This window comes from Acidaminococcus sp. CAG:542 (assembly GCF_000437815.1).
Taxonomy (GTDB): domain Bacteria; phylum Bacillota; class Negativicutes; order Acidaminococcales; family Acidaminococcaceae; genus Acidaminococcus.
In genome coordinates this window covers 1-14,732 of record NZ_FR902016.1, presented here as the reverse complement: position 1 = coordinate 14,732, position 14,732 = coordinate 1, and the positions used below count along the sequence as shown (strand labels likewise).

The 14,732-nt window shown below is 58.2% G+C and carries 11 protein-coding genes; all 11 read left to right on the top strand.

The features are described from left to right. Nucleotides 1-1,289: replication-associated recombination protein A (locus QVO43_RS00865; RefSeq protein ID WP_288174254.1), on the top strand; the 1,289-nt coding region annotated here is incomplete at its 5' end. Between the two features lie 83 nt (nt 1,290-1,372). After that, entirely contained in the window at nt 1,373-1,747 is a 375-nt protein-coding gene (gene acpS / locus QVO43_RS00860; RefSeq protein ID WP_022486739.1) for a holo-ACP synthase, read from the top strand. 1 nt (nt 1,748) lies between these two features. Beyond that, nucleotides 1,749-3,251: a bifunctional ADP-dependent NAD(P)H-hydrate dehydratase/NAD(P)H-hydrate epimerase gene (locus QVO43_RS00855; RefSeq protein WP_022486738.1), complete on the top strand. Its 1,503-nt coding sequence runs from the start codon at nt 1,749-1,751 to the stop codon at nt 3,249-3,251. Between the two features lie 129 nt (nt 3,252-3,380). Continuing rightward, nucleotides 3,381-4,484, top strand: coding sequence for an N-acetylmuramoyl-L-alanine amidase family protein (locus QVO43_RS00850; protein WP_022486737.1), 1,104 nt, complete (start codon nt 3,381-3,383; stop codon nt 4,482-4,484). Between the two features lie 4 nt (nt 4,485-4,488). Further along, on the top strand, nt 4,489-5,037 hold the full coding sequence (locus tag QVO43_RS00845) for a GerMN domain-containing protein (protein ID WP_022486736.1): 549 nt from the start codon (nt 4,489-4,491) through the stop codon (nt 5,035-5,037). 138 nt (nt 5,038-5,175) lie between these two features. Next, nucleotides 5,176-6,663: a sodium/proline symporter PutP gene (gene putP, locus QVO43_RS00840; RefSeq protein WP_022486735.1), complete on the top strand. Its 1,488-nt coding sequence runs from the start codon at nt 5,176-5,178 to the stop codon at nt 6,661-6,663. 172 nt (nt 6,664-6,835) lie between these two features. Beyond that, entirely contained in the window at nt 6,836-7,315 is a 480-nt protein-coding gene (locus tag QVO43_RS00835; protein WP_022486734.1) for a DUF1934 domain-containing protein, read from the top strand. Further along, a complete protein-coding gene (argS, locus tag QVO43_RS00830; protein ID WP_022486733.1) occupies nt 7,257-8,915 on the top strand; it encodes an arginine--tRNA ligase in 1,659 nt (552 codons plus the stop codon). Before QVO43_RS00835 ends, argS begins: the two co-directional genes overlap by 59 nt. Before the next feature lie 34 nt (nt 8,916-8,949). Continuing rightward, nucleotides 8,950-10,569, top strand: coding sequence for a CTP synthase (locus QVO43_RS00825; RefSeq protein ID WP_022486732.1), 1,620 nt, complete (start codon nt 8,950-8,952; stop codon nt 10,567-10,569). 70 nt (nt 10,570-10,639) lie between these two features. Then, nucleotides 10,640-11,602, top strand: a complete 963-nt coding sequence (gene glpX, locus QVO43_RS00820) for a class II fructose-bisphosphatase (protein ID WP_022486731.1) — start codon at nt 10,640-10,642, stop codon at nt 11,600-11,602. A 111-nt stretch (nt 11,603-11,713) separates the two neighbouring features. Next, nucleotides 11,714-14,732 (top strand): transcription-repair coupling factor (mfd, locus tag QVO43_RS00815; RefSeq protein WP_288174252.1); only part of this gene is annotated, 3,019 nt, incomplete at its 3' end.

Below are 14,732 nucleotides of genomic sequence, written 5' to 3'. Positions count from 1 at the left end.
CGGAGGAGCCTCTGGCGGCCCGGCTGCGGCCCCGGAACCTGGACGAATTCGTGGGGCAGAAGCATCTTTTGGGGCCGGGGAAAATCCTCCGGAACCTGATCGAAGAGGACAAAATCTCCTCCATGATCTTTTGGGGGCCTCCGGGGGTGGGGAAGACCACCCTGGCCCAGATCATCGCCCATACCACAAAAGCCAATTTCATCAACTTTTCCGCAGTGACCAGCGGCATCAAGGACATCCGCACGGTGATGCAGCGGGCCGATGACAACCGGCGGTTCGGGGCCCGGACCATTGTATTCGTGGACGAAATCCACCGGTTCAACCGGGCCCAGCAGGATGCCTTCCTGCCCTTTGTGGAAAAAGGGGCCATCATCCTGATCGGAGCTACTACGGAAAACCCCTCCTTTGAAGTGAACGGGGCGCTCCTGAGCCGCTGCAAGGTGTTTGTGCTGAAGGCCCTGACCCAGGAGGACATCAAAGGGATCCTGCTGCGGGCCCTGAAGGATCCCCGGGGGTTCGGGAATGAAAGGGTCCATCTGGAAGAAAAAGATCTGGAGTTCCTGGCCCAATTGTCCAACGGAGATGCCCGGTCCGCTCTGGCTACCCTGGAAATGGTGGTCCTCAACGGGGAACGGAAACCGGACGGAATCCATATTTCCCGGGAACTGATTGAGCAGTGCACCGGGAAAAAGGCCCTGCTCTATGACAAATCCGGGGAAGAACACTACAATCTGATTTCCGCCCTCCACAAATCCATGCGGAATTCCGACCCGGATGCGGCGGTATACTGGCTGGCCCGGATGCTGGAAGCCGGGGAAGATCCCCTGTACATTGCCCGGCGGGTGGTCCGGTTCGCCAGCGAGGACGTGGGCATTGCGGATTCCCGGGGGTTGGAGATCGCGGTGGCGGCCTATCAGGCCTGCCATTTCATTGGCATGCCGGAATGTTCCGTAAACCTGACCCATGCGGTGATCTATCTGTCCATGGCCCCCAAATCCAACGCCATGGAACTGGCCTACAATGAGGCCAAAGCCGACGCGGTGCAGCATCTCAACGAACCGGTGCCCCTCCAGATCCGGAACGCTCCCACCAAACTTATGGGAGAGCTGGGGTATGGGAAGGGGTACCAGTACGCTCATGACACCAAGGAGAAAATGGCAGCCATGCAGTGTCTTCCGGACGGGCTGAAGGACCGGAGTTACTACCATCCCACGGAACAGGGGCTGGAGGCCCGGTACAAAGAGCGGCTCCGGCAGATCAAGGAATGGAAAAAGCAGCACGGTCTGTAAATGCAATAGAAATAGCACAGATTTGTCATGATTTTGTTACATCATTTCAATAAGATAGAAATTGCGTGAAAGAAGGAATGGTTATGATTCTTGGCATTGGTGTGGATATCCTGGAAGTGGGCCGGATGGAACGGGCCCTGAAGCAGCCTGGGTTCAAGGAAAAGACCTTTACCCAGGATGAAATCGCTTACTGCGAAACGAAAGGGGCCCACAGCGTGGAATCCTATGCGGCCCGGTTTGCGGCCAAGGAAGCCCTGGGCAAGGCCCTGGGCACCGGGATCCTGCCGGGACAGCTTCAGCAGGTGGAAGTGCTCACCGATGAAAAGACGGGAGCCCCCCGGCTCCATCTTATGGGCCAGCTCCGGGTGGCGGCTCTCACCCGTCAGGTGGAACGGGTCCATGTAAGTCTCAGCCATACGGCGGAAAATGCCATTGCCCAGGTACTGTTGGAGGAATAAGATGAAACTGATTGCAAGTGCAGCCATGAAGAAAGTGGATACCAAGGCCATCGGGGAAATGGGGATCCCGGAAGCCGTCCTGATCGAAAACGCCGGCCGTGCAGTGGCCGACGCCGCCCTGGAACTACTGGGGGATCCCCGGGAAAAACGGGTAATCCTGCTGATCGGCAAGGGGAACAACGGGGGAGACGGCCTGGCCGCCGCCCGGTTCCTGTTGAAGCGGGGAGCCCTGGTGACCCTGGTGCTGGCGGAAGCTCCGGAAAGTTTCGGCCCGGGAGCCGCTCTCCAGTACAAGATCTGCCAGAGCTTCCCCTTCACCATCCTCCGGTGGGAAAAGGACCAGAATGAGGTGCTCCAGGCCTGCGCCCAGGGTGATCTGTTCATTGATGCCCTGTTGGGGACCAGTTTCCACGGAAAAGTTCGGGAGCCTATCCGGTCCCTTCTGGAAACTCTCCAGATGGTGCCGGTGCCGGTATTGGCGGTGGACATCCCCAGCGGGGTGGAAGCGGACCACGGATACACGGACCTGGCCCTTCATGCCCGGGCCACCGTGACCATGATCGCCCCCAAACCGGGACTGTACCTGTATCCCGGTGCCGAATATACGGGAAAGATCATCCTGGCGGACCTGAATACGCCCCCTTCCCTGGTGCTGGAAGCGGAAAGCTCTGCGGAACTTCTCACGGAAGACCTGGTCCGCCATGTGCTGCCCAAACGGCCTCCCAATGCCCACAAGGGCATGAACGGCCGGGTGGGGATCCTGGCCGGGAGCCTGGGCTACGCCGGAGCGGCGGAACTGTGCTCCAAGGCGGCAGTTCGGGCAGGCGCCGGCCTGGTGACTCTCTACACCCAGCCGGAAGTGCTCCAGCCTCTCATTATCAAATCCACGGAAGTGATGGTGCGGCCGGTGACGGAAGCCAGCCTGAAGGCCTTCCGGGCCTATGATGTGGTGGCGGCGGGTCCGGGAGCCGGGAAAGCCCCGGAAACGGTCCAGTATCTCCGGGAACTGCTGCCCCAGCTGGACCAGCCCCTGGTGCTGGATGCGGACGGGCTCAATGCCCTGGCCGGGGATGATGTCCTGCTCCGTTCCCTGAAAAAGAAGATTTTCACCCCCCATCCGGGAGAAATGGCCCGGCTGCTGGGGAAAACAGCGGGAGAAATCCTCCAGGATCCTGTCCAGGCGGCCTGGGAAGGGGCGGCCAGATGGGACGCTGTGGTGGTGCTGAAATCCACTCCCACAGTGGTGGCCCTGCCCAACGGCCAGGTGTTCCTCAACACCACTGGCAATGAAGGGATGGCTACAGGAGGCTGCGGGGATGTGCTTACCGGCACCATCGCCGCCCTCCTGGGCCAGGGGCTGGATCTGGGCCAGGCGGCCTGCTGCGGGGTCTATCTCCAGGGGTTGGCCGGGGATCTGGCGGCCGGTCACGGGAAAATCGGCCTGGCGGCCGGAGACCTGGTGCTTCAGCTGCCGGCAGCTCTGGAAAAAGTCAGAAAGGGATGAAAAATGGCCGGCCCGCCCACAGCGGACGGCACGCCGGCCTGATTTGCATGAACCCTGGGAAAGTGTTACAATGGCCGGGTAGTCTGGGAGGCAGGGGAAACCGTCTGCGTCCCAAGAGGAGGTTCCAACGTGTTCAAAAAACTGCTGTTATTATTTTTCTGTCTGGTGGCATGCCTGGGAACGGGAAATGCACAGGCAGCATCCAAAATCCAGGATGTGGTGTACGGGGTCAATCCCAACGGACGGCTGCGGATTGTCCTGGATACCAACCAGGCAACGAAATATAAGACGGAAATGCTGGACAATGAACTGCGGGTCACCGTGTACGGCAACCTGAAATCATCCATTCCCCGTGTCACTACCCCCAAGAAGGCCACGTACGTTTCCAAGGTGTACCTGGAGCGGAAAGTCAATGCCACAGTGGTCCATGTGATGATGAAGAAGCCCCTCCAGAAGGGGATGTTCAACGTGTTCAGCCTGAAGGCGGACAAAGTGGCCAAACGGCCCACCCGGGTAGTGGTGGATGTGATTGCGGCACCGCCTCAAAAGACCTTCACCCCCAAACGGACCAAGCGGCCTTCCAGCTCGCCCTGGCAGCCCACCCGTCCCAAACCCAGTTTCGGGGACACCTACTCTGTGGTAGGGGGCATCAAGGGGAAACGGATCACCCTGGACGCCGGCCATGGGGGCACGGATCCCGGGACCCACGGGCTGGTCACCGGCACCTATGAAAAGGACATTACCCTGCCCATCACCAAAAAGGTGAAGGCCCTGCTGGAAAAGAAAGGGGCTATTGTCTACATGACCCGGACCACCGACGTGGATGTGTACGGGCCGGACGCCACCGATGCGGAAGAACTCCAGGCCCGGGTGGATGTGGCGGAAAACAGCCATTCTGACATGTTCATCAGCATTCACATCAATGCCAGTGAAAACACCAGTGTAGGGGGCTTTTCCACCTACTACCATCCCAAGACCAAGTACGATATCCAGGTGGCCCAGTGCATCCAGGATCAGCTGATGAAAACCGCCGACGTGGATGATTTGGGAGTGCGGTACGCCAACTTCTACGTGAACAAACGGAGCACCATGCCCGGAGCTCTGGTGGAATGCCTGTTCCTGACCAACCGGCGGGAGGAAAAGCTCCTGATTTCCGACTGGTTCCAGAACAAGGTGGCCAACGCCATTGCCGACGGTATCGAAGACTTCTACAACCAACATCAAGGAGGCTGATCCCATGGAAAAAAGACTGACCCGCTGGACGGCGGTGTTCCTGCTGCTGGGGGCCATGGCCTTTTTGGGAGGCTGCAGCGGCTCCAGTACCACCGTCCATCCGGAAACCCAGAAGGAAACGGCGGCTGCGGGCCAGCAGGCCGGCAAGACGGCACCCCAGGCGGCATCTCAGACCCTGTACCGGGCGGGCAAAGGGGGCAAACTGAAGGCCCAGACGGTCCAGCTGTCCGGAAGCCGGGACAAGCTGCCCCTGCTGGTACTGAAGGAACTGGTGGAAAAGGCACCCCAGGGAGACACCACCTTCCCCAAAGGGACCAAGGTGAACAAGGTGACGGTGAAGGGCAAAACCGCCACCGTGGACTTCAGCCGGCAGTTCCAGACCCGGCGGGGGGACCATGACACCCTGCTGATGCTTTACGCCGTGGTGGATACCCTTACCGAGTTTCCGGAAATCCAGAGTGTGAAATTCACCGTCAAGGGAAAACCGGTTACGGTGCTGGGAGGCCAGGACCTGACGGATTCATTGAAACGGGACAAAAAGTATATACAGTGAGAAAAAAGAGGGTGTTGCACGTGCTGTGCAACACCCCCTTTTTGTCAGCAGCCCCTTGCTTCCATTCCCCTTTTTCCGGTATAATAAATATATTTGACACAATTCACTGCAGAAAAACTTGTGAAAGGGAGTGGAGCCATGCATATGGAATGGGGAACGCTGGCTGCTCTGGTTCTGTATTTCGGGGTACTGATCGGAATCGGTGTGGGCACCTACAAAAAAGACGAAAACATGGAAGGCTATGTACTGGGAGGACGGGGACTGGGACCCTGGGTCACCAGCATGAGTGCAGAGGCCTCGGATATGAGCGGATGGATGCTCATGGGACTGCCGGGCTATGCCTATCTGGCAGGCATCAGTGCCTTCTGGATCGCCCTGGGACTGATCCTGGGGACATGGGCCAACTGGGCCATTGTGGCCAAACGGCTCCGGGTGTTCACCCAGGTGCTCCACAATTCCATCACCCTGCCGGAGTACTTTGACAACCGGTTCCAGGACCGGCAGAAGAAGCTCCGGGTGGCTTCCTCCATTTTCATTTTCATCTTCTTCCTGATCTACACTTCCTCCAGCTTTGTGGCCGGGGGCAAGCTGTTCAACTCCGCCTTCGGGCTGGACTACCACACCTCCCTGTTCATCACCGGGGGCATCGTAGTGTTCTACACCCTGGTGGGGGGCTTTTCCGCCGTGTGCTGGACGGACCTGTTCCAGGGTTTCCTGATGTTCTTCTCCATCCTGCTGGTGCCGGTGACTGCCATGTACTATATGGGCGGGGTGGAACCCACCATGGCCCGGCTCCACACCATCAGCCCCAATTATTTCAGCCTGATCGCCGGGGCTGACGGCAGCCATCTGGACCTGGTGGCCATTCTGTCCCTTTTGGCCTGGGGCCTGGGGTATTTCGGCCAGCCCCACATCCTGGTGAAGTTCATGGCCATCAAGACCTCCAAGAGCATTCCCCAGGCCACCCGCATCGCCATGGTGTGGGTGGTGATCTCCCTGGCCATGGCAGTGCTGGTGGGGCTCACCGGCCGGGTGTACCTGGGAGACATCCTGAAAGGGACGGAAGCGGAAACCGTCTTCATCCGCATGAGCGACGACTTTTTCGATCCCTTCATCGCCGGGGTGATCACCGCCGGCATCCTGGGGGCCATTATGAGCACTTCCAGCAGCCAGCTGTTGGTCACCGCCTCCTCCGTGACCCGGGATTTCTATGAACCTCTCATCAACCCGGATGCCTCTCCGGCCACCATGGTCCGGCTCAGCCGCATTATGGTGGTGGTGGTGTCCCTTCTGTCCATGTACCTGGCCCTGGATCCCAACAGCATGATCCTGAACATCGTGTCCTACGCCTGGGCCGGGTTCGGCGCCGCCTTCGGGCCTATGATCCTCATGTCTCTGTACTGGCGGCGGATGACCATGAACGGGGCCTTTGCCGGGATCGTGGCCGGGGGCGTCACGGTGCTGGTGTGGAAGAACTTCTTTTCCTGGACCGGGATCTATGAAATCATCCCCGGGTTCCTCCTGTCCCTGGCCGCCATTGTGCTGGTGAGCCTTATGGACAAAATGCCGCCCCAGGAGATCCTGGACGAATATGACGAAGCGGACCGGATGTATCACCTGGAATAAAATCCTTGCCTTTTGGGCCGCTTTAATATAAAATAAACAAGAATAAGGCAAGACAATTTATATTTTTTGCTGACAGAGACTACATAACGAATCCGAATGAGGGCTTGCTCCTTCGCCGCGCTGATGGTGCTGGCTTGCACAGGGGCAACCCTCTACTTTTGTGGAGAAAGCCATGATACCTGTAAAGATTACCATCCACAGTGAAACCGTGGGAGCCGGCGCAGCAGACCCTGCCACCCTGGTGGCCTTCGGGCAGCTGGCGGAAAAAGACGGCACCACCTATGTCCGGTACGAGGAATCCGAAGTCACCGGCATGGAGGGAACCCGCACCACCCTGAAATGGACGGAGGATACCCTGACGGTAATCCGGCATGGCCGTTATGAACATCGGCAGCAGTATGAACGGGGCCGGAACAGTTCGTTTCAGTACAGGACCCCGTATTTTACTGTTCCCATGACGGTCTTCACCAGGGAACTGGCCATTGAAAAGCGGAACCATGGGTGGCAGGTCCGGGTCTTCTACGACCTGGAAATGGACAGCCAGCCCAATGGAAGCATTCGTTTGCAGATCGAGATTGAGGAGGAAGAAAAGCGTGGACATGAAGAAAGTACTGGCGGAGGCCGTGGCCGCCGCCGTCCGGAAGGCCATTGAGGCAGGGAAGCTGTCCCAAGGGGAGATGGCCCCGGTGGTCCTTACGGTACCGCCCCAGAAGGCCTTTGGTGATTTTGCCACCAACTTTGCCCTGCAGGCTGCCCGTAATTTCCACTGTGCACCCCGGGTGATCGCTGCTGCGGTGCAGGAATTCCTGGACTGCCCCAGTGTGGAAAAGGTGGAAGTGGCCGGTCCCGGATTTTTGAACTTCTACCTGAAGGAAGACTGGCTGGGTGAATCCCTCCGGGCCATCCTGGACAAGGGCGAGAACTACGGAAACCTGCCGGCCAAGAACGGGGAAAAGATCCAGATCGAATACGTCAGCGCCAATCCCACCGGTCCTCTCCATGTGGGCCACGGAAGGGGAGCGGCTGTAGGCAGCGCCCTGGCCAATCTGATGAAGGCCGCCGGCTACGATGTGACCCGGGAATACTACATCAATGATGCAGGGAACCAGATGCACAACCTGGCTCTTTCCGTGAACGCCCGGTACCTGGAGCTGTTCGATATCCCCTGCGAATTCCCGGAAAACGGATACCATGGGGAAGACATCAAGGTAACCGCCCGGCGGATCAAGGCCAAATACGGGGACAAATTCATCCATATGCCGGAAGCAGAACGGCTGGAACAGTTCCAGAGCATTGCCAAGGAAGAAAAACTGGCGGCTCTGAAGGAAGACCTGGAAGCCTTCCACTGTGAATTCGACGTGTGGTTCAGCGAACAGAGCCTCCACGATGCAGACAAGATCCATCAGGTGGTGGATGAACTCCAGGAAAAAGGCTATGTGTACGAAAAAGACGGAGCCAAGTGGTTCAAATCCACTGCCTTCGGAGACGATAAAGATCGGGTGGTGATCCGGGACAACGGGGTTTCCACTTATTTTGCCGCGGATATCGCCTATCACCAGAACAAGTTCCAGCGGGGCTTCGACCGGGTGATCAACCTGTGGGGCGCCGACCATCACGGGTACATTCCCCGGGTGAAGGCGGCCATGGAAGCCCTGGGCTATGATCCCAGCCGGCTGGAAGTGCTGATCCTCCAGATGGTGGCCCTGTACCGGAACGGGGAACTGGTGAAGATGAGCAAGCGTACCGGCAAAAGCGTTACCCTCAATGAACTGATCGAGGAAGTGGGCACCGATGCGGCCCGGTTCTTCTTCATCATGCGGAGCATGGACAGTCAGCTGGACTTCGACCTGACCCTGGCCACCGAACATTCCAACGACAACCCGGTGTACTATGTGCAGTACGCCCATGCCCGGATCTGCAGTATCCTGCGGCAGATGGAAGAAGAAAAGATCACCCTCAAAAAAGACTGTGACCTTTCCGTATTGAAGGAACCCATTGAAATCGACCTGATCAAGAAACTCAATGACTATGAGGAACTGATCGATACGGCGGCAGCCGAACGGGCACCCCACAAGATCGCCCACTATGTGTACGATCTGGCCGGGCTGTTCCATTCGTTCTACAACCAGTGCCGTGTCCTGGGCGTGGATCCTGCACTCCAGCAGGCCCGTCTGGCATTGATTACAGCTGTGGGCAATACCCTGCGCCACGGTTTGAAGATCCTGGGTGTCAGTGCACCGGACCATATGTAAAGTTGGGCGAAAGCCAGAAAAAGGGAGGAAGAAAATGACCAAGTATATTTTTGTAACGGGCGGCGTGGTGTCTTCTTTAGGGAAAGGGATTACGGCGGCTTCTCTGGGACGTCTGCTCAAGAGCAGAGGCTACAAAGTCACCATCCAGAAATTCGATCCCTACATCAACATCGACCCGGGTACCATGAGCCCCTACCAGCACGGGGAAGTGTTCGTCACTGACGACGGGGCGGAAACGGACCTGGATCTGGGCCATTATGAACGGTTCATTGACATCAACCTGACCCGGAACTCCAATGTGACCGCAGGCCGGATCTACCAGTCCGTGATCAACAAGGAACGCCGGGGCGATTATCTGGGCCGCACGGTACAGGTCATTCCTCACATCACCAACGAAATCAAGGAACGGGTCTACCGGGTTGGCCGGGAAGAAAATGCGGATTTCGTGATCACTGAAATCGGCGGCACCGTAGGGGATATTGAATCCGAACCCTTTATGGAAGCCATCCGCCAGGTCAAGAAGGATGTACCCAAGAACGATGTGCTCTACATCCATGTGACCCTGGTGCCCTACATCAGCGGCGCCGGCGAACTGAAGACCAAACCCACCCAGCACAGCGTCAAGGAACTCCGGAGCATCGGCATCACCCCGGATATCCTGGTGTGCCGGAGCGAAAAGGAAATCAGCAAGGAAATGCGGGAAAAGATTTCCCTGTTCTGCGATGTGGATGTGGACGCCGTGTTCCAGTCCATCACCGCTCCCAGCATCTACGAAGTTCCCATGCTGCTGGAAGACCAGGGCATGGACAAAGTGGTCCTGCGGAAACTGGACATGGAAGACCGGCCCAAGGACATGGACGCCTGGCACGCCATGGTGAAGAAGATCCTGGCTCCCCATTCCAAGAAATCCACCATTGCCGTGGTGGGCAAATATGTGGAACTGCCCGATGCCTACATCAGCATCGTGGAAGCCCTGAAACATGCCAGCTATTTCCATGACGCGGATGTGGACATCGAATACATCAACGCTGTGGACCTGGAAGATCCCAAAGCGGACTTTGCCCAGATCTTCAAAGGCGTGGACGGGATCCTGGTGCCCGGGGGCTTCGGCGACCGGGGCATCGAAGGGATGATCCTGGCAGCCAAATATGCCCGGGAAAACAAAATCCCCTTCTTCGGGATCTGCCTGGGGATGCAGTGCCTGGTCATCGAATATGCCCGGGACGTGTGCGGCATGGCCAAAGCCAACTCCACGGAATTCGACGAAAACACTCCGTACCCGGTGATCTACCTGATGCCGGAACAGATGAGTGTGGAAATCAAAGGCGGCACCATGCGGCTGGGGGCTTATCCCTGCAAGCTGTATCCCGGCACCCTGGCAGAAAAGGCCTACGGCACCGATATGATCAGCGAACGGCACCGTCACCGCTACGAAGTGAACAACGAACTGCGGGATGAACTGTTCAGCCATGGTCTGGTACTGGGTGGCACCCTGCCCAACGGGAAACTGGTGGAAATGGTGGAACTGCCTACGGATGTACATCCCTGGTACCTGGGGGCCCAGTTCCATCCGGAACTGAAATCCCGTCCCACCAATCCCCATCCTTTGTTCAAGGCCTTCATCGCAGCAGCGTTGAAGTATCATAACCATTGATTTCTGCAGGAATAGCGGTTACAATGATAAGGCAATGAAAATTGCCGAACAAAATTGGGAGGCGTATGGAATGAACAGAGAATTATCCATGGAATTTGTCCGTGTAACGGAAGCCGCAGCGATTGCCAGTGCCCGTGGCGTTGGCCGGGGCGACAAGAATGGCATCGATCAGCTGGCTGTAGATGCCATGCGGAAAATGTTTGATACCGTCCACATCAACGGCACGGTGGTCATTGGCGAAGGGGAAATGGATGAAGCCCCGATGCTGTATATCGGTGAAGAAGTAGGGGCCGGCGGTCCGGAAGTGGATATTGCCGTAGACCCGGTGGAAGGGACCAACCTGGTGGCCAAAGGCCAGAACGGTGCCATTGCCGTGATTGCCATTGCTCCCAAAGGCTGTCTGCTCCATGCGCCTGACATGTATATGGATAAAATTGCCGTAGGTCCCCGGGCCAAAGGCTGCATCAACATCGACGATCCGGTGAGCGTCAACCTGGAACGGGTGGCCAAGGCTCTGAATCGGAACGTGAACGACCTGACCGTAGTGGCCCTGGACCGTCCCCGTCACCGGAAGATCATTGAAGAAGTCCGTGCTGTAGGGGCCCGGATCCGTCTCATCAGCGACGGGGATGTGGATCCCATCATCGATGCCGGGATCGAAGGCACCGGTGTCCACATGTACATCGGCCGGGGCGGTGCTCCGGAAGGGGTACTGGCTGCCTGCGGGCTGAAATGCCTGGGCGGCGACATGCAGGCCCGTCTGGTTCCGGAAAACGAAGACCAGGTGGAACGGTGCCGGAAGATGGGCATCGAAGACACCAAGAAGATCCTGACCATCGACGACCTGGTCAAAGGGGATGACTGCATGTTCACTGCAACGGCCATCACCAACTGCGACATGCTCCGTGGGGTCAACTACTTCGGCAACGGTGCCCGTACCCATACCATCTCCATGCGGTATGCCACCGGGACTGTCCGTTTCATCGACGGTGTACACACCTTCGACCGGAACAACATCAGCATTAAACTGTAATGGAAGGGGGCTGTTGCATAAGCAACAGCCCTTCAAGCATTGACGGGGATTCTGCACATATTTTTTATGGGCAGAATCCCCCTTTCCCTATTTCCATAAAGAGAGAATTCTATGACAAATCAACTGACGAAATTGCTGCAGCAGGAAAAAAATGTCCAGGATGCAGCCGGGCTCTGGAAGAAGAAAGCCGGCCCCATCCAGCTTACCGGCCTCACAGGATCTGTGAAAGCCGGGCTTTTGTGCGCCCTGGAGGAAACCCTCCAGCCGGCCCGGCCTCTGGTGATCCTGACGGTGAACCGGGAAAGCATCCGGGCCCAGCGCCGGGAACTGGCCTATTTCTATCCGGATCTGGCCATGCGGGAACTGTATCCGGCCAGCCTGATCCACGGCCAGGTGGATACCCGGAACGAACAGATCATGGCGGAGCGGGCAGCGGCCCTGGAAATGATCGTCCGGAAAGAACCGGGGATCATCTTTGCCACCGCCGAAGCCGCCATCCAGAAACTGCCGGCCCCGGAATCCCTGGTCCGGGAAAACCTGAAACTGGCAGTGGGCCAGGAAATCGGCCAGGACCTGGTGGTGGAAAAGCTGGTGAAAGCCGGCTATGAACGGACGGAACAGGTGGATACCCTGGGCCAGGTGGCCGTCCGGGGGGACATCCTGGACGTGTTTCCCATCAACGGCAAGGATCCGGTGCGGATCGAATGGTTCGACAACACCATCGATGCCATGAAGCATTTCAACCTGGACACCCAGCGGAGCATCGGCGCCATCAAACAGGTGGGAATCATGCCCCTGGCGGTCCAGAGCCAGGAAGTCGGCGCCTCCCTGTTCCAGTACCTGTCCCCGGACCAGCTGGCGGTGCTGGATGAACCGGCAGCCTTTTTTGAAGAATGCCGGAAAAGCTTCGGGGACAACCGGGAATTTGCCGACCAGCTGCTGGAGGCGGAGACCATGCTCCTCCAGGCCGGGGAATGCCACCTGGTGACGGTCAGTGATCTGGGCCATCCCTATTTTCCGGAAGCCCCCAAACTCCATGTCCAGGTCCGGGCCATGGCCCCCTACAACAAGAACACCGACCTGCTCCAGAAAGACCTGAAGGGCTGGCTGGACCAGGGAGTCCATCCCCTGATCATGATGGGGACCCGGGACAAGGCGGCAGGCCTGGCGGAAAGCCTGAAAGGGGCGGGCCTTCCCATGGCCTTTGCCGGCCAGCTCCAGGAAGTGCCGGACCAGGGAGGAGTGGTCTTCCAGGGAAGCCTTACCAACGGGTTCTATTTCTGGGATGAAAAATGGCTGCTGCTTACCGAAAGCGACATTTTCGGCATGCAGAAAAAACGCCGTCTGGTGAAATCCAAGGGAAAGGGACCGGCTCTCAACTATTTCTCCGACATCAAGGTGGGGGATTACGTGGTCCACGATGTACAGGGCATCGGCCGGTACATGGGGGTGGAAACCATTGAAGTGAACGGGGTCCACCGGGACTATCTCCAGCTCCAGTATGCCAAGGGGGACAAGCTCCACGTGCCGGTGGAACAGGTGGGGCTCCTCCACAAATACGTGGGCAACGAGGGCACCCCTCCCAAACTGTCCAACATGGGCCGGAAAGACTGGCAGAAGACCACCCGGAAGGCCCAGAAGGCCATTACCATCCTGGCCACGGAACTGCTCCGGCTCTATGCCCAGCGGAAAATCACCCCGGGCCATGCCTTTGCTCCGGATACCCACTGGCAGAAGGAATTCGAGGACAGTTTCCCCTTTGAGGAAACCCCCGACCAGCTGAAAGCCATCGCCGAAATCAAGGCGGACATGGAAAAGCCCGTACCCATGGAACGGCTCCTGTGCGGGGACGTGGGCTATGGGAAGACGGAAGTAGCCATCCGGGCCGCCTTCAAGGCGGTCATGGACGGGAAACAGGTGGCGGTGCTGGCCCCCACCACAGTGCTGGCCCAACAGCATCTCCTGACCTTCTCCCAGCGGATGGGGTCCTTCGGAGTCTGGGTGGAAATGCTCAGTCGGTTCCGGACCCCCAAACAGCAGAAAGAGATCATGGAAAAGGTGGCGGAAGGCAAAATCGATGTGCTCATCGGAACCCACCGGATCCTGAACCCGGATGTGGAATTCCACGACCTGGGGCTTTTGATCATCGACGAGGAACAGCGGTTCGGGGTGGCCCAGAAAGAAAAAATCAAACAGCGCAGTGCCGGCATAGACGTACTGACCCTGTCCGCCACCCCCATTCCCCGGACCCTCCACCTGGCCCTGGTAAAGGGACGGGACATGAGTATCATCGAATCTCCTCCCGAAGACCGTCTGCCGGTGGAAACCTATGTGGCGGAATACGATGACGGGATGGTCCGGGAAGCCCTGGAACGGGAAATCCGCCGGGGCGGACGGATCTATTACGTCCACAACCGGATCGAAGGGCTCAGCCGGATCGCCGCCCATCTCCGGGAACTGGTCCCTGGGATCACCATCGGTATGGCCCACGGACGGATGAGCGAGGACGAACTGGAAGACGTGATGCTGGGCTTCTACCACGGGGATTTCGATGTGCTCCTGTGCACCACCATTATCGAAAACGGCCTGGACGTGCCTCTGGCCAATACCATCATCATCGACGGTGCGGAAAACTTCGGCCTCTCCCAGCTGTACCAGATGCGGGGGCGGGTGGGACGGTCCTCCCGGCTGGCCTACGCCTATTTCCTGTACAAAAAGGACCGGGTACTCAGTGAAGTGGCCCAGAAACGGCTCCAGGCCATCCGGGACTTTACGGAACTGGGGGCCGGGTTCAAAATCGCCATGCGGGATCTGGAAATCCGGGGCGCCGGGAACCTGCTGGGGGCGGAACAGCACGGCCAGATTGCCGGAGTGGGTTTCGACCTGTACTGCCGGCTGCTGGAAAAGACCATCAACACCCTCCAGAACGGGGGGAACCCGGACGAACCCATTGCTCCGGATCCGGTGATTGAAATGAAGCTGGATGCCTACATCCCCGACGACTACATCGACAATCCCCGGTACAAACTGGAACTGTACCACCGTCTGGGAGACATGAAGTTCGAAGACCGGAACGATCTCATGGACGAGATCATCGACCGGTTCGGCACTCCCCCCACCCAGGTGGAGA